Origin of the sequence: Nocardia sp. JMUB6875, from assembly GCF_041154655.1 — a bacterium.
Classification (GTDB): Bacteria; Actinomycetota; Actinomycetes; order Mycobacteriales; family Mycobacteriaceae; genus Nocardia.
This window is the reverse complement of record NZ_BAAFGR010000159.1, coordinates 1-17,806: the sequence shown is the minus strand read 5'-3', so window position 1 is coordinate 17,806 and position 17,806 is coordinate 1. Positions and strand designations below refer to the sequence as shown.

Genomic DNA, 17,806 nt, shown 5'->3' with positions numbered 1-17,806 from the left:
TGACCCACCCGACAGCACAAGAAATCCGCCGCCGCCCGGAATACCGGGCGGCGGCGGATTTTTCGGTTCAGCGTCAGTTCTGCGGGGCCCCGGCGGGCGGCGCACCGTTCGGCGGCTGAGCGCCGTCCGGGCCGTCGGCCGGAGGGGCCGGTTGGGCGCCGGGGGGCAAGGGCTTGCCGATGTGTTGGGCGATGTCGGGGAGCATGCGGTTGGCTACCTGTTCCCAGTTGCCCCAGTTGTGGACGCCGATGCTGGGGAAGTCGTAGGTGACGTTGTCGTAGCCGAGGCCTTGCAGCTTCGATTGGAAGGACTTGGTGTTCGCGAGGGCGATGCCCTCGAGGGGCATGCCCTGGATCACGGCGTCGGAGGAGGACAGGTCCTGTTGGGCCGGGACCGCGCTGCCCGCCGAGATGTAGAGGCGGGTGTTGTTGGCGATCAGCTTGTCCGCGAAGTTGTACGGGTCCATGCGCTGCCATTTCGCGCTGCCCGCGGCGGCCATCGAGTCGATGTTGTAGCCGCCGGCGGCGAGCAGGGCCAGGCGCAGCGCGTCGCGCATGCCGGGGGCCGACATGTAGAGGTAGCCGGAAAGTGAACCGGCGTAATTGAATTGGTCCGGGTGGTAGGCGGCCATCAGCAGCGCCGCGCTGCCTCCGCTCGACAGGCCGAAGACGCCGTTGCGGGAGTCGCTGAACCCCAGGCGATCTCGTAGCGCGTCGCGCAGGTTCTGGGTGAGGAAGGTTTCCCACTGGTAGGTGTAGGTCTTACCGGAGGTCTCGTCCCAGCCCGCGACCGCCGAACCGGAATCCCGGCTGGGGAAGAGATTCGCGTCGGGGTTGACGCCGCCGAAGCTGCTGGGCGAATCCCAGTCCTGGTAGAAGCTGGATTCGCCGCCGACCGGCATCACCACATTGATATTGAACTTGGCCAGCGCCGCCGGAATGCTGGTGTGGATCTCCCAGCCGTTGTAATCGTTCTGCGAGCGTTCACCGTCCAGCAGATACACCACCCGGTCGGTGTTTCCGTCCGCGGCCCGCACGATCCGGGTCTTCACCGACCCCATGCTCGAATCGACGTAGAAGTCGAAGGCATTCGGATTCGTATCCGCCGCGGCCGGTCCGGCCACCACCCCGAACGGCAGCATCGCGGCCACCGCGGCTCCCACCAGGCCCCGCTTGGCCCATCCTCCCCGCATATTCTGTTTGCCCTTCCGTTGTGCGGCCTGAACCGGCCGCTCCCCTCGATCCTCCCCCGCTCCCCTGTTCCACGGCGCGGCGGTTCGCCGTGCAGCATAGCGGGTGCGAATGCGGGGGTCTCCTCGAATCGGATTGGGGCCCAGGCCGCTAACGGGTGGTCAGGCCAATTCGACGCGGATCGGATCGCCGGGGCGGACCGTGGCGAGCAGGCGCGGGTCGCCGTCGATGGCGCCGAGAACATTGCAGGCGCTGGCCAGGCGGCATTCGTCGCCGTGCGAGATCGGGGTGGGGCCGTAGGGCAGGGCCAGCGAATCGCCGTCGGTCCAGAAGGCGACCGTGCCCGGATCCACGATCTGCCGCGCGTCCAGATCCCGCGCGACGCTCACGCCGGTCTCGAAGTACACCTCCTCGCCCCAGGTGCTCGCGCTGGACGAGATGGGCAGCGCGGCGAGCAGGGCCTCGGTGGTGGGGGTGTCCTCGAGGGTGGCGGTGAGCTGATTGGCGGGCCAGGTGATGCGGATCCGGGTCATGCCCCACATTCAACAATATGTTGAATTCCGAGGGAAGGGGTCGCAAAGATCTTTTAAGCGGACCGGAAGGTCGGTCGCGGAGGCTACCGGCGAGACAGCGGGAGGGCACATGGCGACGGCGGCGGTCTGCATCGGCATCATCTTCGGGATTCCGGTACTCGTGCTGATCGTGGTACTGCCGATCACGCTCCGTGTCGAGCGCGATCGCAAGGAGTTGATCCGGGGCTGGGCCGGGTTACACGGCTGGATGTTCCAGGAGCGGTCGGTCGCGCCCTGGACGGCGCGACTGCCGGGTCGCAATCGGCGCGGGCTCGGGGTGACGGTGACCGGGCAGCTGGGCGGGCGCTGGGTGACCGTGGCGGAGTACTCGTACGAAACCAGTTCGGGCAGTGGAGAATCCAGCTCCACCACGACGCATCGCTACATCGTGGCGGTGGTCCTGCTGGATCGGCCGCATCCGCCGCTGGCCGTGCGGCAGCGGGGGCTGGTGTCGCAGTTCGGGCGGGCGCTGTTCGGCGACAAGCCGACTGCTACCGGCAATGTCCTCTTCGATGCCCGGTTCCGGATCGATGCGGCGGACCCGTCCCACGCCAAGGCCATGGTAGGCCCGAATCTGGTGGCCGCGCACATCGCGGGCGCGGTGCCGCAGTGGAGCCTGGTCGGCAACGAATTGCTCACCTACACACCGGTTTCGGGAAAACTGCGGGATCCGAGGCAGATTCCCTGGTACGCGGGTCAACTCCTGCATGTGGCCGACCTGCTCGGGCCGATCGACCTGGCTATGCGGGATCGACCGTGAAGGTGGCGCTGCGGCCGCGCGCGTCGAGGCGGCCGTCACCCCAGCTGGCGCTGCCGTAGGCGTCGACGTCGATGGCGTAGCGGCCCGCGGGCAGGGTTTCGGGTAGCTCGATCGAGGCGCGATCCTGCCAGTCGACCAGGCCGAGATAGGTCCGCGAGGGCTCGTCGTGCAGGGTGACCAGGAAGATGCGTACGGACTCGAATCGCTTGTGCGCGTCCGCGTTCAGGGTCCACCCGATGCCGAGCGATCGGTGTGCGGCGTCGGTGAAGTCGACGGTGACGCGCAGCGTCGACTCGTCCAGTCCGGCCCGGGACCTCACGACTGCCTCCTCGCGCACCCGCGCGGCCGCCGGAAATCGGCGCGCCCGGCGGGCTTTTCCTCTGTGTCCAGGCTGGCACGGACCTCGCGACGAGGCAACGCGATGTATCGGCGGCGCGGCCCCGGCGAGGCGGCGGCCCGCTCAGCCGTTGCCGACCATCTGCTCGAGGTAGGCCAGGGCGTGCGCGCCATCGTCGGCGAAATACACCAGCTCCGACAGCGGCAGCGGCAGGAATCCCTCCGCTTCCATCCGCTCGAATTGGACCAGCAGCCCGTCGTAGAACCCGGCGGTGTTCAACAGCACGACCGGCTTCCGATGCAGCCCATGCTTTTTCATCTCGAGGATCTCGGTGGCCTCGTCGAGGGTGCCGGTACCGCCGACCATGATCACGATGGCGTCCGCGAGCCCGAGCAGCTTCGCCTTCCGCTCGGCCAGATCGGCGGCGATGATCATCTCGTCGGCATCGGCCCGCGCCTTGCCGCGCAGGAATTCCACCGAGACGCCCACCAGCCGCCCGCCGCTCTCCTGGACACCGTCGGCGACGACCTTCATGAGCCCGACGTCGGAGCCGCCCCACACCAGGGTGTGCCCGGCCTTGCCGATCAGCTCGGCGAATTCGCGCGCGGGTCCGGTGTAGCGCTCGTCGAGGTCGGCGGCCGACAGAAACACGCAGATGTCCATGCGGGTCACTGTATTGCCGCCGCGGGTAGGCCGGTCAGGCGGCGTCGAGCTTGACCCGCACGGTGACCTGGCCGTTGTCGCGGTGGGTCACCGCGTGGCCGGAACGGTCGACGCCGTTGAGGCGCAGCGAGATCGGGCCGCCCTCGCCCAGGAAGTTGCGCCACCAGCTCTTGCGGTCGGGCAGTGCGACGCCGATGACGATCTCGTCGCCGCGGCGCACATAGTTGACCGGGGTGCTGAAGGTCTTGCCCGAGCGCCGGCCGGTGTAGGTGATGACGACGAAGCCGCGGCCCAGGAACGGACCGATCACCGGAGCCTTGGTCAGCGCGACCACACCCGAGTTGATCGAGCTCACCAGCTGTGCCGCAATATTTTTCAGTGCCATGTTCCCTCCTGCGGGGAACGCTAGCACCCTGCGGCCCAGGCAGCGATCCGGGACCAATGGCGGCGATCCGAGCCCGGGGCGGGGCCGCCGCCCCGGGACACCGGTACTACGGGATGAGCAGCCTCTCGAGGAGGCCGTGCACCGCAGCGATGACATCGCCGATGAAATGCGGAATCATTCGTCTGTCCTCCTTCGTGAAATCGAATACCCGTGACTAACTAGTCGGTTCGTATTCGTTGCCGAAGACTGGACGGATGCCTCGGCGATGCCGTCCCCTCCACGGCACCGCCGGAGGAAATCAAAGCCGACACCGGGCATCCCGGACAAGCTGTCCCAGTAACCCTAAATAGGGTCAGTTCGGCCGAAGTCGCCCACATAGGGGCGGACCACTGCTACGCACAGGTGCAGGTGTTCGCGCCCGGGCGGGAAGGATTGCAGCTGCATGGTCACGCTGACCGGACCCGCATCGGTGTAGACGTGCTGTGGCTCGTCCAGTCCGCGATCGAAACCGACCCTGCGCGTGAGCCAGAGGCGGGCGAAGTCGGGATCATCCTGGAGCGCACGCAGTACGGCCACCCCGATCGCCGGATTGCCGAAATGGGTGAGGATGCCGCGCATTCGGGCGACGACATTGCTGGCCTCGGTCTCCCACTCGACCAGGATTTCGCGGCCGATCGGACCGAACAGCCAGAGCATGAGATTGCCGTACGACAGCCGCCCGGGGAACAGCCGCTCATAGGCGTCGTTGGCGGCAATGGCCTCCCAGGCCCAGTTGCAGTACGCGGCCGGACGCGGCATCAGATCGTCGAGCATGGCTTGTTCGGCGGCGGTGGCCTCACTGCGCATGCCTTCGCCCAGCCACGGCCGGGAGATGTGAACCCGGGTCAGGTCGTCCAGATGCCGGAACTCGTCCTCGGTCGTGAGCCCGAGCGCACGCCCCAGCGCCTCCTGGGTGGGCAGGCTCAGCCCGGTCTGCTCACCGCGCTCGAGCTTCTGGATGGTCCGCGCCGACAGGAATGCCCGCTGCCCCAACTGCTCCCGGGTCAGCCGCAGCCGCTTGCGGTGGTACGCGACGTAATCGGCGAGCGAGGGTACGGGAAGTTTCAGCTCGTCCGAAGACATGTCCACCTACCAACCCTCGAACACTACATACAGCTACCGTCGAGCATCCTAATGTCGGGGGCGGTGTGATCCAGCCGACGGTCGGGCTTGCGGATCATCGTCCAGCCGTAGAGCAGCGCGAAGAGGTAGAGGAGGACGTGGGCGTTCTCCAGGATCGGCTCACTGTGCCAGGGCTTGGGCAGCACGAAGACTCCGACCGAGGCGAAGTCCGGGGTCCACTGATAGGTCCAGGCCCCGGCCGCGACGAACAGTGCCGCCGCGGCGATCCACCAGCGGGTTTGCGTCTGCGCGCGATGCACCAGGTGGACGAGCAAGGGCACGAACCATACCCAGTGGTGACCCCATGAGAAGGGGGATACCGCACAGGCTGTCATGCCGGTCAGCGTCACCGACAGCAAACGTTCGTCGCGGCGGTAGAGCGCCACGCTGAGCCATAGGCCCGCAGCCGCGACCAGTACGGCGAGGATCAGCCACAGCCAGATCGGCGCGGCGCCCGCGGTCAGATGCGCGAGTACTCCGCGGATCGATTGGTTGGCCGGATCGGTATCGGGTGCGATGCGGTCGGCGTGGAAGAACGTCGAGAACCAGTACTGGCGTGAATCTCCGGGCGAGACGAGCCAGGCCAGGGCGACCGTCGCCGCCAATGTCCCCGCCGCCGTCGCGGCCGAACGCCATTGCCGCAGCGCCAGATACTGGACGAGGAAGAAGGCGGGCACCAGTTTGATTCCGGCGGCCAGGCCGACGCCGACTCCGCGCAGCCGCGAATCCTCGGGCCGGGAGAAGTCCCAGAGCACCAGCAGCATCAGCACCAGATTGATCTGGCCGTAGAACAGCGTGGTGCGCACCGGCTCCAGGAAGACGCAGGTAAGGGCGAGCAGCGCCGAGATACTCGCGAGCCGCGCGGTCAGGCGGTAGCCGAGCAGTCGCCAGCACATCAGCACGCAGGCGTAGAGCACGCCGAGGTTCACCAGCAGGAACGCGTCGGTGATCCGGGCCGCGGGCACGGCCAGTCCCGGCATGAAGACGATCGCCGAGAACGGCGTGTAGGTGTAGAGCAGCCCGCCGACGGTCTCGTCGGCGTAGAGCGAATGCCCGTGCAGCAGACGCCAGGCGCCCTCGCGGTAGATGTGGACGTCCAGTCCGCCCGCGAGGATGCCCGCCTTCTCCAACCGGGGGTCGACGCTGGTGAACACCAGCGTCAATGCCGTCACCGCGCCGAGGACGAGCACGAACACCGTTGCACCGGACCGTGAAAGCACCGCGCCGGACCGTGAAAGCATCAAAGACCGCGAATCCGACACGACGAACAATCCTAACGGTCCGTCGGATTCGCGCCCGGCGGCTTACTCGACGAACATCTGCGCCACGATCGCGCTGCCCATCCAGCGCCGCAGATACCGGCGCAACTCGTCTTCGGTCCGCGGCGGGTTCCCCGGCGAGATGAAGAACGACTGCATCGTCCGCAGCAGGAATTCGACCAGCTCGGGCAGGGATTCGTCGTCATAGCCGCAGGCCCGCCAGTCCACGTCGAAGCGCTCGATCATGGTCAGGCCGAAGGCCTGCGCCTCGGCCGAGGTGATCCCGGACGGGTCCGCGTTCGAATAGGTCGCGGTGAGCAGGATCCCGAGATGGGGTGTGCGCCGCACCTCGGTGAGGGTGAAGACGACGCCCTCGGTCATGGCCTCGACCGGATCGGTGAGCCCGCGCACCCGCGCCTCCAGCCGATCCAGGAAGCCGTCCACCGAGGCGATGGCCGAGGCCCGCATGAGCGCGTCGGCGCTGGGGAAATACCGGTAGACGGTCTGCCGGATCACCCCGAGCGACTCCGCCACGTCGGCGATGCTGATCTCCGCGCCGGTGCGCCCGATCAATTCGACTGCGGCACTGACGATTCGACGCGTCGCCTCGTCATCGTTCTCCGGCGGACTGCCGCCCCACCCGCGCCTTCGTGCCACGGGCCGACCGTAACACGCGGTGTCGCACCGACCGGTACGGCAGGCCCACTGAGCAGGCTTTTCAAATCATACACTTGAACACGCCTGTGTATGTTTGTATGTTCACAGCGGCCTCGCCGTCGCGGCCCTGACAGCAGCGCGACCCGGCCGCCGGACCCATCCACCTCCGAACACACGAGGTATTGCCGAAATGACGGAATTGATCGTGCGGAAGCTGACTTTCGCGTTCGAGCAGCACGAGGTGCCGTTCCTCTGGAATCCCGAGAACCCGGCCTTCTCGGCCATGGCCAATGCGGTGTCGTTCCTGGCCATCGGCTTCGAGAAGATGATCGTGAAGATGATCATGCAGGCCAAGCCGCTGATCACCGACCCGGAAGTCGCCGAGGAGGCCGACGCCTTCATGCGGCAGGAGGGCCAGCACTCGACCGCGCACCGGCAGCACGTGCGCGGCCTGATCCGCAGCTACCCCGGACTGCAGGAGACCCTCGACGAGGTGGTCGCCGAATTCGACAAGCTCACCGCGGAGACCCCGCTGAAGTACCGGCTGGCCTACACCGCCGATCTGGAGGCGACCTTCACCTCGGTCTTCAAGCTCATGCTCGACAATGAGGCGGCGCTGTTCCGGCCCGGCGACGATCGGGTGGCGTCCTTGTTCATCTGGCATTTCGTCGAGGAGGTCGAGCACCGCAGTTCGGCGCTCATCATCTTCGATTCGATCGTGGGCAGCGATCTCTACCGGATGCGGGTGGCCCCGTCGATCTTCCGCCACGTGCTCCGGATGATCCGGATCGCCAATATCGGCTTCAATAAGCATGTGCCACTGGAGGATCGGAAGATCGACGCGCTGTCGATGTCCGCGACCTACCGCGCCCGGCATCGCCTGGGCAAGCTGCTGCCGAGCCTCGCGTTGCCCGATCAGGGACCGATGCCGCGGGCCTTCGACGATCTGCCGCTGGGCGAACAGCTGCTCGCGCTGCGCGGTGTCATTCGCAGCCAGTTGCCGAAACACAAGCCCGCACACGAGAAGACGCCCGCGTTGGCGGATGTGTGGTTCCAGCGCTATCAGGACGGGTATGACGTCACGCGCTGGTACACCGCCGAGAAGACGGGCGCGGAGGCGAACTGATGACTCCGATATTGCGCGCGGCGAGCGATCACTGCGCACCCACCTTCGATCAGCTGGCCAAGTCGCTCGGGTTCTCGTGTGACAGCGCCGGCGGTCTCGTCGAGGTGAGAAACCCTCTGACACTGGAGAACTGGACGCTCCCGGTGCTGGAGACCACCGTCGTCCTCGGCTCGGTGCTCGCGCTGATCCTGGCCGTCGTGCGCCTGCGCCGCCAGGGCGACCCCACCAACCTGGTGCTGTGGTTCGGCGCGACCGCCTACCTGTTCATCATCGAGCCGCCACTGTATTTCCCTGCCGCCTTCGGCATCTCGGAGCACGTGGACACGATGTTCGCGCACAACGTGTTCACGGTGGACTTCCTGTGGGGCCGCCTACCGCTCTACATCGTCGCGATCTACCCGTTCATGGCCACGATCGCCTACGAGATCGTCCGCATGCTGGGCGTTTTCGGCCGCTACGGCGCGCTGGTCGGCGCGACCTGCGTCGGCTTCGTCCACCACGCCTTCTACGAGATCTTCGACCACATCGGCCCGCAGCTGCGCTGGTGGGAGTGGACCACCGACAACCCCCTGAACCAGCCCATGTTCGATTCGGTGCCGCTGCCCAGCGTGGTGGTCTTCGCCGCTCTTTGGCCGATGTCGCTGGCGTACTGCGTGTACCGCTTCGTCGGCCGCCGCGTCGATGCGGGCATCCGGATGCCCGGCCTCGAATTGGTCTGGCGCACGGTGGTGATCGGCCTGCTGGCCTCCCTGGGCACCTTCATCCTCCCCCTCCCCGCCACCGTCCTGGGCATGGGCAGCACCACGGTCCGCGGCACCATCTACGCCCTGGAACTGGTCGCGGTCACCCTCGTGGCCATCCCGGCCCTCTACCGTCGCTGGGCCGATCTACGCCACGAGGGTTCCCCCTACCTCAACAACTTCGTCCGCGCCTACAGCGTCCTCTACCTCCTCGTCTTCGCGATCCTCTGGGCCGCAGCGCTTCCCGATTTCCTCGACGCCACCAACGGCCGCACCGCCAACGGCGACCCCATAGGCAACCTCTGGTACACCCTGGCCTGCTTCCTCATAGCCATCCTCTGCTCGGCCGCCGTCCTAACGCTCGCGCGTCGCGGTGGGCGAACCGACCCGGCCGCGGCCGAAGGCGTCCGCGGCACCTCCGTGCCGTCGTCCTAGCTGGTGGAGTGCGAGGGCCGCGGCCAGCCCGATCGCGATCAGTCCCGCCCAGACCGCCCAATCCATTCCGCTGCGCCGGGCGAGGCCGACCACCGCGCCGGTGGCGAGGTTTCCGGCCAGGATGCCGACCCCGACCACGGTGTTGTAGAAGCCGTAATGGGTCGCCACCAGCCGGTCGCCGGAGAGCGAGACGACCGTGTCCATTTCGAACGGGAAGACCGCGGCGGTGCCGATCGCGAGCAGGGCGGCCGAGCCGAACAGGGCGGCGATCGCAGCGGGGACGCCGAGGGTGTCGGGTCCGGGCACGAGGGCCAGGGGCAGGAAGGACGCGGCCAGCAGGCACATGCCGACGACCAGGCTGCGTCCGGTTCCCCAGCGGGCCCGGAACCAGGCGGTGATCTTCAATTGGCCTGCGACGGCGACGATCCCGGAGATGACGAACACACCCGAAGTCAGCGCCTGGGACCGCGCCGGATCGATGAATTCGGCTTGCAGCGGCAGTGCCAGGTACACCTGGAAGGACAGCACATACGATCCGATCATCGCCGCCGCGAAGGCCAGGAATCGCCGGTTGTCGACCACCGTGCGCCAATCCTGAAGCACCGACGACCTTTCCGGGCGATCGGCCGCGCGGCGGGCCGGGAGGGCTAACAACTGGGCTACCGTCAGCGCGGCGAAGACGATGGCCGCACCGGCTGCCGTGACGCGGAAATCCACTGCCATCAAGGCGAGTCCGACCAGCGGCCCGGCCAGGATGCCCGCTTGATAGAACACATTGAAGACCGCGAACGCCTCCACCCGCCGCTCCCCCGCGTCGGCCGCGAGATAGGCCCGCACCGCCGGATTGAACAGGGCCCCGGCGAATCCCGTTGCCGCAGAAGCGATCAGCAATCCGGGGAGGGATGTCGCGAAGATCAGCAGGGCGAAACCGCCGGTGCGCAAGAGACATCCGGCGACGATGAGCGGCTTGTACCCGAGCCGGTCGGCCAGCGTGCCGCCGATCAGGAACATGCCCTGCTGGGAGAAGTTCCGCACGCCGAGCACCAGCCCGACCGCCCAGGCGGCCAAACCCAGTGGACCCGAGAGGTACCCGGCCAGATACGGCATCAACATGTAGAACCCGAGGTTGATGCCGAATTGATTGATCATCAACAGCCGCGCCGGCAGGTCGAAGGCGCGGAATCCGCTCAGCGCCGTCACAATCGCGCCTCCGCCAAATCGGTCATCGACCTCGGATCGGGCACCCGGGCGCAGCGCGTCCAGGCGGTCACCACCCGCTCGCCGGGATGGGCGATGGTGAGCGGGCGAACCGGGGGCGCGGCGTTCAGCAGCCCGTGCTCGGCGCAGAACGCATCGTTGTAGACGGTGTCGAAATACCGTTGCGGGCCATCGGGGAACACCGTCGCGACGCGTGTTCCCGCCGGCGCCATGCCCGCGGCCCAGCCCGCGACCAGCGCCACCGCGCCGACGCTCCAGCCGCCGGTGGCGTAGCGGGTGGCGGCCAGGGTCCGGCAGGCCCACACCGCCTCGGCGGGCGCCACCCAGTGCACCTCGTCGAAGGCGGCGTAGTCGACATTGCGGGGATAGATGCTCGAACCGAGGCCGCGCATCAATCGCGGCCCCGCGGGCTGTCCGAAGACGGTGGACGAGATCGTGTCCACGCCAATCAGTTTCAGATCGGGATTGAATCGCCTGAGCACCCGCGCCACCCCGGCCGAGTGGCCACCGGTGCCGACCGCGCACACCAGCACATCGACCCCGCCCAATTGCGCCATCAGTTCCAGCGCCAGCGATTCGTAGCCATCCACATTGTCGGGATTGCTGTATTGATCGGGGCACCACGAATCCGGTTCCCGCTCCAGCAGTTCGGCCACCCGGTCCCGGCGCGCCTGCTGCCAGCCGCCGGTCGGATGCGGCTCGCGCACCGAGTCCACCTCGGCCCCGAAGGCCGTGAGCATCCGGGCCACAATGGGTTCCAGGCCGGGGTCGGTCACCACCGTCACCGGGTGACCGAACGCCATTCCCGCCAGCGCGAGACCCAAACCCAGTGTACCGCTGGATGACTCGACGATCCGCGCGCCGGGCGCGAGGGCACCGCGTTCCCGCGCGCGACGCACCATGTGCAAGGCGGGCCGATCCTTCATCCCGCCCGGATTGGAGCCCTCCAGCTTGGCCCAGAAGCCGCGGCCCGCGGGGGCCAGCGGCGCGCCGATCCACAGCACGGGCGTGTTTCCCACCAGGGCGTGCGGTTGCCGAACGGGGCCCGGGGCCGCCGTCCGGCCCGCCGGGGTTCCCGGATGCCATTCGAGCACAACATCGTTCATGACTTTCGCTTCCTGTATCGATTCCGCCATCACGGCGGGCATGACGTGAGCAGGGCAGCGAACACCGGCCGACGGGAACCACCGTCGGCCTGCCGCTGACCTGTCAGCGCCGTGCGATACAGATGCGAGTGAGGATTTCCCGGCCGCTCGCGACGGCCGGGCCAGGCGGCCCGCGCACCCGATCGGCGAGCATCGACGCGGCCGCCGTCACCGCCCACCCGAGCGCGTCCGGAGCGGCTTGCGGCGCGCCGAGGACATCGGCGGTGCGCGGCGCGGCGGGCCCCTCGATCCGGTGCGGAACTTGCGATTCCCCGCAGTGGTCGGCAAAACCCGAGTCCCGATGCCCGAACTCGGCTGCCGCCGTGTGCAACTCGAGGACGACGGTCGTACCCAGCCCGAGGTTCTCGGCGTGCCCCGCCAGCGGTGCGGCACAGCCGAGGATCGACAGCAGGACCGCGACAACCAGCACCAGCATGACGACGACCCGCGATCTCGTCGCAGTGCGCGTCATGTCGCGTTCCCCCAATCCGCAGGCCGGGCTGTCCCCGGACAATCTACTATCCACATACGTAGATTGGGAGATCGCGCGGGTCACACCGGCAAGCCGCGGTACCGGTCGGCCACCGCGGTGCCGCGATCAGCGCGGCCGCGCCCCGCCGCTTCGATTTCGATTGCGCCACCTGCTTTCCCACTGACGGGTCATCGCCGGGTAGACGAGGCCGTATCGGAACGGTTTGATTCCCGCCATGTACAGGCGGCCGAGGAAACCGTTGGGCTTGACGAGGACTGCCATCCGGAGCTCGTAGTCGCCGTCGGCGGCCGGGACCCAGCCGAGATGGCAGACGCCGTGGACGGTCTTGTTGGCCAACTCCAGCGCGCATTCGTCGTCGAGTTCGTAGACGACGGTGAAAGGCGTGCCGGGCGGCAGCGTTCCGACCGGACGATCGCGCAGGTCGCGTGGCAGCCGGTCGCGTAGTGACCCGGATCACCAGCGGCACATCCGAAGGGCCGCCCGACTCGCGCAGAGCCTCGAGCACGACGGGGAAATCGTCGGGTCCCGCGCCGGGGGTGCGGAAGGACCACACGTCCTCGACGACGAAGTCGGGAGTGATCTCGTGGATCCGCCACGGGCGGCCGGTGTGTTCGGTGACCGGGAGCTTCATCGAGGTGTCCTTACTTGTTATACGGTGCCGTACAGAAGTGAAAGTCGTGAGAGGAGTAATGGATGGGTGTGCCCCGCACGCCGCGCGAGGCGTGGATCGAGCAGGGCTTGCGGACCCTGGCCGCGAGCGGGGTGGAGGCGGTTCGCATCGAGGTGCTGGCCAAGGCGCTCGGCGTGACCAAGGGCGGGTTCTACGGATACTTCGCCGATCGGGACGCCCTGCTGACCGCGATGCTCGATACCTGGGAGCGTGAGAGCGTCGACGATGTACTCGAAAGCGTTGAGCGCGAGGATGATCCGCGTGACAGGGTGGTGCTGGCCGGGCGTTTGGCCCTCTCGAGTGATCGCCTGCTGGGCGTCGACCTGGCGATTCGCAACTGGGCCCGGCACGACGAGGCGGTGGCCGCCCGCCTGCGCCGGGTCGACAACGAGCGCATGAAGCTCCTGCGCGAGATGATCGCGACCTTCTGCTCCGACCCCGACGAGATCGAGGCCCGCAGCCTGCTCGCGTTCTGCCTCGCCATCGGCAATCAATTCCTGGCCGCCGATCACGGCCACCGCACCCGCGCCGAGGTCCGCGCCCGCGCCTCCGCGATCATCCTGAACCGCTAGACCGGATGCGGTTGGCGCCCACGCGCTTCCCGATCGGCACGGCGGGCGCCGGCCAGGAGCAGGGCGGCCGCGACGATGAGCAGCAGTAGGGGCGACGGCCCGGACAGGACCGCCGTGACCACGGTCCAGCCCACGGCACTCCACGCGATGAACGCGGGCGGCGTGATGCGGTGGCGCTCCATCCACACCACCGTCAGGCCGATCAGGATGAGCAGCGGGCCGAAACTGAAGGCGGAGTACCAGAATCCGGCGGTCGTGTGGTTCATGGTGACGAGATCGCCGTCCCACAGCGCCCAGCGGAACCAGTCCCCGGCATAGTGCGGGAGCGTCTGCACCAGCGAGCCCACCGTATGTCCGACCCCGCACAGGGTGATGAGCCAACCCGCCCACTTGATCATGTCGAGCACCCCTTCGTTCACCGTCCGCGTCACCGTTCGGTTGTTATACGGTGGCGTATAACAACCAGGTTAGGACTGTTTATACGGTGCCGTATAGACCGGAAGGCTATGAAGGCAGCCACATCTCGCTCAATGGGCGGTGAGGGTGTCGAGCGCTTGGCGGGCGCGGGGTGCGTGCAGCGGTGAGAAGTTCGGGTTGATGTCGAGGGCGGTGCGCAGAGCGGCAGTGGCCTCGTCGGTGCGGCCGAGCGCGGCGAGGATCATGCCGCGGTGGTAGAGCAGGGACGCGTTGCGCCAGCCGAGGGTGCCTGCGCGGTCGGCGAGTTCGACGGCTTCGCCGTCACGGCCCGCCTTGTGCAGGGCCCACGCCAAGACGTCGGTGGTGATGATGTTCTGGCGGCGTGCGTATTCCAGCTGGGCCAGCCGAACGGCGTCGGCCGGGTCACCGTGGTCGGCGGCGAGCGAGGCGGCATCCAGATCGACGGTGGCGCCCTGGGCCTCCAACGCCCGGAAGCGATCGGAGACCGCCGCGTACTGGGCCCGCGCCTGATCGGGATGACCTGCCGCGTCCAGCAATTCGCCATACTCGATGAGATATTCGGGCAACGATGAGCGAGCCGTGAGCGCGGCGTATTGCGCGATGGCCCGGTCGAGATCACCACGGGCGGCGGAGATTTTCGCCTGACCCTGAAGCAACGCGGCATTATTCGGACTGGCGAGCAAGCCTGTGCGGTAATGGGTTTCGGCTTCGTCCAGCTGACCGGCGTTGAAGGCCAGTTCGCCGAGATGGTAGCGGCAGAACGCAATCTGATCGACGGTGGTGGCCGCGGCTAGGGCCAGTTGCATGGCGTCGCGGGCTTCGGCTGTGCGGCCGTGTAATTCGAGGTCGTAGGCGGCGCGGGTGAACGACGGGACGCCGGGGCGCAGATCCAGCATGCGCTGGACGGCTGCGGTGGCGGCGTCGGTGTCGCCGAGTTGGGTCAGCGCGTCGACCAGTACGCCTTCGATCTCGGCGCTGTCCGGTCGCAAGGTCAGCGCCTGTTCGGCGTAGCGGCGCGCGTTGGCGAAATCGTGGCGGGCATTGGCGAGTACGCCGAGGCCGGACAATGCCTCGGCATTGCCTTCCGGCTTCAGTTGCAAGGAGCGGTCCAGTGCCCGCTGCGCTTCGCCGTAGTTCGCGGGATCGCCTGTGATGCGTGCCAATTCGACGTAAGAGGCGCCTAATCCGGCCCAGCCAGACGCATTGCCCGGCACCCGATCCAGCTGCTGCCGCTTCTGTTCTATCTGCGCGGCAAGGGGTTCGGTGGCGGCGGACGGCTCGGCGCGGCCGTGGCGGAGTGAGTTCACGCCCAGGACGGCGGCGGCGAGGGCGATCAGCAGGAGGACGACGAGGACGGGATCGAGACGTTTGCGAAGCGGTGTGACAGACATGCCCGGACCTAGGTGGGAATCGGAGTAAGGGGGTTATCCGGATGGGCGGAAATCTTTGCCGCCCATCCGGATCGGTGATTCAGGCGCGGCGGCGACGCAGCCAGAGCCAGCCGCCCACGAACGCCAGCGCGGTCACTCCCGCACTACCGGCGGCGACCGGCAGCACCGGCGTCCCGCTGTCGTTGGACTTCGACGCGGCCGCCGGTGCGATATCGCCGACCACCGACGATTTCGCCCCGCCCGCCTGCTTCGACGGCAGCGCGACATACGGGAAGGTGTCGGAGAACTTCACGTCGTTGGCGTCGACCTTGTCCCCGGCGGCGAGCGCGTCGACCAGCTTGCCGGAGGCGGCCGCGCCCTCCATCGCCTGCACGGCGATATCCACCACGTCGTCGGTCAACCGGCGGCCGTTGGGGAAGCCCTGCAGGTCGCCGGCCAGCACGCCGAGGCGCTGCGGTTTGGCGGTCACCGGCACGGACATGTTGAGCCGCAACATCTCCGACGGCTGGAATGCCTGCGCCTGCACGTCGGCGTTGAGGACCTGGGAGTTCAGGTCCGCCTGGATCGGCGGGTGGCTGCCGTCCAGGGTCGGGGCGTTCTTGGCGATGCCGGTCAGGAAGATCTCCACCAGGTCATTGCGCGGCCCGGCGGGTGCGGGCACCTGGTAGACGGCCTGAATCAGTTTGGCCAGTTCGGGATCGGTGACCGCCTTGACCACCTCCGGGATCGTGGCGTCCTTGCTGGGCGAGAGCCCATTGAAGGCGTCCTTCAGATTCACCGGCACGACGACCTCGTTGACCAGCGGATTGCCCAGGCGCGACACCTGGACCGCCTCACCGACCGGATGCGCGGCGCCGGGCGACAGCTGCAGCGAACGGCGCTCGGTATCGCTCCAGACGCCGATCACCGGGTTGCGCTTGGCATCGCCGTTCAGGGCCAGATCCTTCATGGGGACTTGCAGCACAACGGTATTCACGTTGTACCCGGCGAGCGTGTCGGTGCCGACCTCGGACAGATTGCCGCCGTAGAGCAGGTCGAAGACGCGCAGATCCAGGAAGAAGGGATCCTCCGCCGCCCCGACGTACACCGATCCGCCGCCCGGCAGGCTCTTGGTGGCCTGTTTGACCAGCGGCGCGTAATCGGGAATCGACGCCGGTCCGGTGTAGGACGGTGCGGCCGGGCCGGTGACGATCGGCTTCCAGTCGTTCGCCCCGTGGCTGACCGACAGCGTGTAATTCTGCCGGAACAGCAGGTTTTCATCGTCGAGGCTGGTCACCGGGCCGTTGTTGTACAGGAACGTGGACCCGCCCCGGCGATCGTCATTGTTGAACGTGATCCGGTAGCTGACATCCGGTTTCCCGTTTCCATTGCTGTCGATATCGATGTCGTAGTTGGCCTCCGTGGCCCACGGGTAGAAGTTCGGGCCGCCATTGGGTTCCTGCAACCCGAACCAGTTGGCAATGATCGTGACGGTGTCCGGCGAGTCCGGGCTCACGAACGCATACACGTCCGTGTTGTCCACCGCCGGGTCCCCCGCGATCAGCGGCGCCTCCCGATGGCTGGACGCCGAGGCGACCGGCAATCCCAGTCCACCTAGGGAACTACTGAGAACTATCACTCCGGCAACCGCCAAGGCGGCCCCGGCACGGCGACGCACACCGCGCTGCGCAGATCGATACATGTGGCTTTTCTTTCGTTGGCTCCGAGCGCTTTTCGCGCCGGTATCGCCCATGCTGTGCCTCCGCCGCCGCACCCACATCGGTCGATCGACCTATCCCACCGGCGCGGCCACGCGCAGATAGGTCGATCGACCGATGCGATGCCGACCGCGCGACGCGCATCGTGACCCCGTGATGCGAATGCTCTACCGGACCCTGGCGACACTGGGCTGCGCGGTGATCGTCCTGCTGCACAACCCGATTGCCGCGCCCGCACATCCGATGCCGGGCACCACTATCCGGCTCGATGTGCACGAGACGACCATCGATGCCGAATTGTCCATCCCCACAGGCAATCTCGCGGAAGCCAGCGGCGTCGACGTCGACCTGCGCACCCAACTGTCGGAGGCGGACCGCGCCGGTCTCGCGAACTATCTGCACGGCCACCTGCGCCCCACCACACCGGACGGCATCCGGTGGACGGTCCTGATCAGCGACATGCGCCTGGACCTGTCCGGCCAGTCCGCGACCGGTTCCTACAAGGACCTACTCGTCCACGCGACCCTGACCCCACCACCGGGCGCCGACATGCGCCGCTTCGTCCTGTCCTACGACGCCGTAATCCACAAGGTGCCAACACATATCGCCATCGTGTCGGTCCGCCAGGACTGGCGAGCCGGCCGAGTCGACGCGACTCGCGACGCCCGCGAAATCGGCATCCTCCGCATGAACCCCGACTCCATGACCGTCCCACCCCTCGCGATCGACCTGACCGACACCGGTATCTGGCGAAGCTTCACCGGCATGGTCCTCCTCGGCATCCACCACATCCTCGAGGGCACCGACCACCTCCTCTTCCTCCTCACCCTCCTATTCCCAGCGGTACTGCTCGCCAAGTCCGGCCGCTGGCACCCCGAACCCCGCCCCCGCCGCGCC

At 67.6% G+C, this 17,806-nt stretch carries 20 protein-coding genes; 5 read left to right on the top strand and 15 right to left on the bottom strand.

From position 1 onward, the window contains the following. Positions 1-73 precede the first annotated feature (73 nt). A complete protein-coding gene (locus ACAM49_RS31375) occupies positions 74-1,141 on the bottom strand; it encodes an alpha/beta hydrolase (RefSeq protein WP_369639174.1) in 1,068 nt (355 codons plus the stop codon). Between the two features lie 210 nt (positions 1,142-1,351). After that, positions 1,352-1,723 (bottom strand): cyclophilin-like fold protein, encoded by a 372-nt coding sequence (locus tag ACAM49_RS31370; protein WP_369639171.1) that lies wholly within the window; start codon positions 1,721-1,723, stop codon positions 1,352-1,354. Between the two features lie 109 nt (positions 1,724-1,832). Between ACAM49_RS31370 and ACAM49_RS31365 the strand changes: the two genes are divergently transcribed. After that, entirely contained in the window at positions 1,833-2,522 is a 690-nt protein-coding gene (locus ACAM49_RS31365) for a hypothetical protein (RefSeq protein ID WP_369639170.1), read from the top strand. On the opposite strand, the gene ACAM49_RS31360 is transcribed toward ACAM49_RS31365, so the two are convergent. The 6 genes from ACAM49_RS31360 to ACAM49_RS31335 form a co-directional block, all read right to left on the bottom strand. Then, a complete protein-coding gene (locus ACAM49_RS31360; RefSeq protein ID WP_369639169.1) occupies positions 2,503-2,841 on the bottom strand; it encodes a hypothetical protein in 339 nt (112 codons plus the stop codon). The genes ACAM49_RS31365 and ACAM49_RS31360 overlap by 20 nt on opposite strands. 141 nt (positions 2,842-2,982) lie before the next feature. Further along, a complete protein-coding gene (locus ACAM49_RS31355) occupies positions 2,983-3,522 on the bottom strand; it encodes a TIGR00730 family Rossman fold protein (RefSeq protein WP_369639168.1) in 540 nt (179 codons plus the stop codon). 34 nt (positions 3,523-3,556) lie between these two features. Next, positions 3,557-3,907, bottom strand: a complete 351-nt coding sequence (locus ACAM49_RS31350; RefSeq protein WP_369639167.1) for a nitroreductase/quinone reductase family protein — start codon at positions 3,905-3,907, stop codon at positions 3,557-3,559. 342 nt (positions 3,908-4,249) lie between these two features. Next, positions 4,250-5,029, bottom strand: a complete 780-nt coding sequence (locus tag ACAM49_RS31345) for a helix-turn-helix domain-containing protein (RefSeq protein ID WP_369639173.1) — start codon at positions 5,027-5,029, stop codon at positions 4,250-4,252. A 23-nt stretch (positions 5,030-5,052) separates the two neighbouring features. After that, positions 5,053-6,264 (bottom strand): glycosyltransferase 87 family protein, encoded by a 1,212-nt coding sequence (locus ACAM49_RS31340; RefSeq protein ID WP_369639166.1) that lies wholly within the window; start codon positions 6,262-6,264, stop codon positions 5,053-5,055. A 108-nt stretch (positions 6,265-6,372) separates the two neighbouring features. Further along, positions 6,373-6,984: a TetR/AcrR family transcriptional regulator gene (locus tag ACAM49_RS31335; protein ID WP_369639165.1), complete on the bottom strand. Its 612-nt coding sequence runs from the start codon at positions 6,982-6,984 to the stop codon at positions 6,373-6,375. 190 nt (positions 6,985-7,174) lie between these two features. Between ACAM49_RS31335 and ACAM49_RS31330 the strand changes: the two genes are divergently transcribed. Both ACAM49_RS31330 and ACAM49_RS31325 read left to right on the top strand, forming a co-directional pair. Further along, the gene (locus ACAM49_RS31330; RefSeq protein WP_369639164.1) at positions 7,175-8,110 is read left to right on the top strand and encodes a metal-dependent hydrolase; all 936 of its coding nucleotides are present in this window, start codon (positions 7,175-7,177) and stop codon (positions 8,108-8,110) included. Then, a complete protein-coding gene (locus ACAM49_RS31325) occupies positions 8,110-9,285 on the top strand; it encodes a hypothetical protein (protein ID WP_369639163.1) in 1,176 nt (391 codons plus the stop codon). The genes ACAM49_RS31330 and ACAM49_RS31325 overlap by 1 nt, the downstream gene beginning before the upstream one ends. Here the strand turns inward: ACAM49_RS31325 and ACAM49_RS31320 are convergent. From ACAM49_RS31320 to ACAM49_RS31305, 4 genes are all read right to left on the bottom strand, one after another. Next, entirely contained in the window at positions 9,205-10,485 is a 1,281-nt protein-coding gene (locus tag ACAM49_RS31320; protein WP_369639162.1) for an MFS transporter, read from the bottom strand. The two genes, ACAM49_RS31325 and ACAM49_RS31320, sit on opposite strands and share 81 nt — an antisense overlap. Next, positions 10,482-11,609 (bottom strand): PLP-dependent cysteine synthase family protein, encoded by a 1,128-nt coding sequence (locus ACAM49_RS31315; RefSeq protein ID WP_369639161.1) that lies wholly within the window; start codon positions 11,607-11,609, stop codon positions 10,482-10,484. Before ACAM49_RS31315 ends, ACAM49_RS31320 begins: the two co-directional genes overlap by 4 nt. A 103-nt stretch (positions 11,610-11,712) precedes the next feature. Continuing rightward, positions 11,713-12,120 carry a hypothetical protein gene (locus tag ACAM49_RS31310; RefSeq protein ID WP_369639160.1) on the bottom strand — a complete coding sequence of 136 codons (408 nt, stop codon included), beginning with the start codon at positions 12,118-12,120 and terminating at the stop codon, positions 11,713-11,715. Positions 12,121-12,246: 126 nt separating this feature from the next. Then, a complete protein-coding gene (locus tag ACAM49_RS31305; protein ID WP_369639172.1) occupies positions 12,247-12,537 on the bottom strand; it encodes a DUF2867 domain-containing protein in 291 nt (96 codons plus the stop codon). 297 nt (positions 12,538-12,834) lie between these two features. On the opposite strand from ACAM49_RS31305, the gene ACAM49_RS31300 reads away from it, so the two are divergent. Beyond that, positions 12,835-13,383, top strand: coding sequence for a TetR/AcrR family transcriptional regulator (locus tag ACAM49_RS31300; protein WP_369639159.1), 549 nt, complete (start codon positions 12,835-12,837; stop codon positions 13,381-13,383). Here ACAM49_RS31300 and ACAM49_RS31295 read toward each other — a convergent pair. From ACAM49_RS31295 to ACAM49_RS31285, 3 genes are all read right to left on the bottom strand, one after another. After that, positions 13,380-13,814 carry a DUF6463 family protein gene (locus ACAM49_RS31295; protein WP_369639158.1) on the bottom strand — a complete coding sequence of 145 codons (435 nt, stop codon included), beginning with the start codon at positions 13,812-13,814 and terminating at the stop codon, positions 13,380-13,382. The genes ACAM49_RS31300 and ACAM49_RS31295 overlap by 4 nt on opposite strands. Positions 13,815-13,910: 96 nt before the next feature. Beyond that, positions 13,911-15,212: a tetratricopeptide repeat protein gene (locus ACAM49_RS31290; RefSeq protein ID WP_369639157.1), complete on the bottom strand. Its 1,302-nt coding sequence runs from the start codon at positions 15,210-15,212 to the stop codon at positions 13,911-13,913. Positions 15,213-15,291: 79 nt separating this feature from the next. Next, positions 15,292-16,794: a DUF4331 domain-containing protein gene (locus ACAM49_RS31285; RefSeq protein WP_369639156.1), complete on the bottom strand. Its 1,503-nt coding sequence runs from the start codon at positions 16,792-16,794 to the stop codon at positions 15,292-15,294. 277 nt (positions 16,795-17,071) lie between these two features. Between ACAM49_RS31285 and ACAM49_RS31280 the strand changes: the two genes are divergently transcribed. Continuing rightward, positions 17,072-17,806, top strand: a 735-nt coding sequence (locus tag ACAM49_RS31280) for a HupE/UreJ family protein (RefSeq protein WP_369639155.1), incomplete at its 3' end; no start/stop codon positions are given.

Bases quoted from the DNA above. Each gene is read 5' to 3' on its own strand.
- ACAM49_RS31375 (WP_369639174.1), bottom strand. From the start codon at position 1,141: ATGCTGCCGTTCGGGGTGGTGGCCGGACCGGCCGCGGCGGATACGAAT.
- ACAM49_RS31370 (WP_369639171.1), bottom strand. From the start codon at position 1,723: ATGACCCGGATCCGCATCACCTGGCCCGCCAATCAGCTCACCGCCACC.
- ACAM49_RS31365 (WP_369639170.1), top strand. From the start codon at position 1,833: ATGGCGACGGCGGCGGTCTGCATCGGCATCATCTTCGGGATTCCGGTA.
- ACAM49_RS31355 (WP_369639168.1), bottom strand. From the start codon at position 3,522: ATGGACATCTGCGTGTTTCTGTCGGCCGCCGACCTCGACGAGCGCTAC.
- ACAM49_RS31350 (WP_369639167.1), bottom strand. From the start codon at position 3,907: ATGGCACTGAAAAATATTGCGGCACAGCTGGTGAGCTCGATCAACTCG.
- ACAM49_RS31345 (WP_369639173.1), bottom strand. From the start codon at position 5,029: ATGTCTTCGGACGAGCTGAAACTTCCCGTACCCTCGCTCGCCGATTAC.
- ACAM49_RS31330 (WP_369639164.1), top strand. From the start codon at position 7,175: ATGACGGAATTGATCGTGCGGAAGCTGACTTTCGCGTTCGAGCAGCAC.
- ACAM49_RS31325 (WP_369639163.1), top strand. From the start codon at position 8,110: ATGACTCCGATATTGCGCGCGGCGAGCGATCACTGCGCACCCACCTTC.
- ACAM49_RS31315 (WP_369639161.1), bottom strand. From the start codon at position 11,609: ATGAACGATGTTGTGCTCGAATGGCATCCGGGAACCCCGGCGGGCCGG.
- ACAM49_RS31310 (WP_369639160.1), bottom strand. From the start codon at position 12,120: ATGACGCGCACTGCGACGAGATCGCGGGTCGTCGTCATGCTGGTGCTG.
- ACAM49_RS31300 (WP_369639159.1), top strand. From the start codon at position 12,835: ATGGGTGTGCCCCGCACGCCGCGCGAGGCGTGGATCGAGCAGGGCTTG.
- ACAM49_RS31290 (WP_369639157.1), bottom strand. From the start codon at position 15,212: ATGTCTGTCACACCGCTTCGCAAACGTCTCGATCCCGTCCTCGTCGTC.